Origin of the sequence: Thalassolituus sp. UBA2009, assembly GCF_002335285.1 — a bacterium.
Lineage (GTDB): Bacteria > Pseudomonadota > Gammaproteobacteria > Pseudomonadales > Oceanobacteraceae > Venatoribacter > Venatoribacter alkanivorans.
In genome coordinates this window covers 30,053-31,686 of record NZ_DDCJ01000153.1, presented here as the reverse complement: position 1 = coordinate 31,686, position 1,634 = coordinate 30,053, and the positions used below count along the sequence as shown (strand labels likewise).

Genomic DNA, 1,634 nt, shown 5'->3' with positions numbered 1-1,634 from the left:
AGGCTGTGGGTGCTGGTAAAGCCGCCGTTGAGTACCGCAGAACTCAGCACCGGCCAGGGCTCAGGTAGCGTCAGAGCGATATGAGTGGTGCTGTGTGTAAAGCGGATTCCGCCCTGATTATCCTGTTTAAGCAGGGACATAGGCGGACTCTATTTGGGTCATGGGATGGGACTCGTTATGATAGGCGCAATTTTCATTTACAGGATGCCCGCATGCTGACGTTACTGTCACCGGCGAAAACGCTGGATTTTGACACGCCGCCGACCACGGCAAAAGCAACTCAGGCCGATTTTCTGCAACATTCTGCCGAATTGGTGGATGTGCTTAAACAGTATTCTCCGGATGATATCGGTGCGCTGATGAAACTCAGCCCGGCGCTGTCGGAACTGAACGTGCAACGCTACCACGACTGGCGCCTGCCGTTTAATGCCGATAATGCCAAGGCGGCTATTCTGGCCTTCAAAGGTGACGTTTATACCGGTCTGCAGGCGGATACACTGGATCAGCAGCAGCTGGATTTTGCCCAGAGTCATGTACGTATTTTAAGTGGCCTGTATGGTTTACTGCGGCCACTGGATTTAATTCAGCCTTACCGGCTGGAGATGGGCACCAAACTGAATAATGCCCGTGGTAAAGACCTGTACAGCTTCTGGGGTAACACCATTACTGAGGCACTTAACCGTGAGCTGGAACAACAGGGTAAAGATGTGGTCGTTAATCTGGCGTCGAATGAATATTTTAAATCGGTGCAGCCGAAAAAACTGAACGCCCGCCTGATTACACCGGTCTTTAAAGACGAAAAAAACGGCCAGTATAAAATCATCAGTTTTTACGCGAAAAAAGCCCGCGGTCTGATGACGGCTTATATTATCCGCAGGCAGCTGCAAAAGGCTGAAGCCCTGCAGGATTTTGATGTGGCGGGTTATCGTTTCAGCGCCGAAGATTCGCGCGGCGATACCTGGGTATTTAAACGAGCAGAGAAGGATATTCCGAATGCGTAAGTTAGTAATCGCCAGCCTGTTAACTGGCACCATGGCGGCGGGTCTGAGTGGTTGTGTACTGGCACCACAAACCATTGCCCTGAATGAAAGCGTCAGTGTACCCGGCGGCATGCCGGCTATTCAGCGTGATGCCCTGGTGCGGGTAGTGGATGAGCGCGGACAAGACGCCGATGTGCTGGGACACCGCGGTGGCCGGGCGCCGGAAAATTCTCCGCTGCTGTCAGAAAAACCATTAAGCGATGTGTTAACGGCACGCATGCAGGAGTCGCTGAAATCTTTGGGTTTTGGATCTGCCAGCCCGGTTGATCCGGTGCGTGTACAGCTGACGGTTGAAGAGTTTTCTTATCAGTGTAATGAAGGCGCGATCGTAAACGAATGCGGCATGAAAATGCGCTTTATGATTACCGTTATGGATAACGGAAAAACCTTCACCAAGCCATACAGCGCCAACGAAACCCGCTCTCTGGCGGCGTCACCAGCGGTGGAATATAACCAGAAATGGGTGAACGAGGTTCTGGATAAACTGTGGCAGCACATGTTTAACGATAAAGAACTGCAGCAGGCACTGAATGTGACGGTGCAGGGCTGATTTTTTACAGCATGACTGATGCATAAAAAAGCCCGGAATATTCC

2 protein-coding genes are annotated in these 1,634 nt (G+C 51.5%); both read left to right on the top strand.

Translation table 11 applies throughout. From position 1 onward, the window contains the following. Positions 1 to 212 precede the first annotated feature (212 nt). Positions 213 to 1,001: a peroxide stress protein YaaA gene (gene yaaA / locus B3P58_RS19115; RefSeq protein ID WP_286719805.1), complete on the top strand. Its 789-nt coding sequence runs from the start codon at positions 213 to 215 to the stop codon at positions 999 to 1,001. Beyond that, entirely contained in the window at positions 994 to 1,590 is a 597-nt protein-coding gene (locus B3P58_RS19110) for a YajG family lipoprotein (RefSeq protein WP_286719803.1), read from the top strand. The genes yaaA and B3P58_RS19110 overlap by 8 nt, the downstream gene beginning before the upstream one ends. Positions 1,591 to 1,634: the final 44 nt, after the last annotated feature.

Bases quoted from the DNA above. Each gene is read 5' to 3' on its own strand.
- yaaA (WP_286719805.1), top strand. From the start codon at position 213: ATGCTGACGTTACTGTCACCGGCGAAAACGCTGGATTTTGACACGCCG.
- B3P58_RS19110 (WP_286719803.1), top strand. From the start codon at position 994: ATGCGTAAGTTAGTAATCGCCAGCCTGTTAACTGGCACCATGGCGGCG.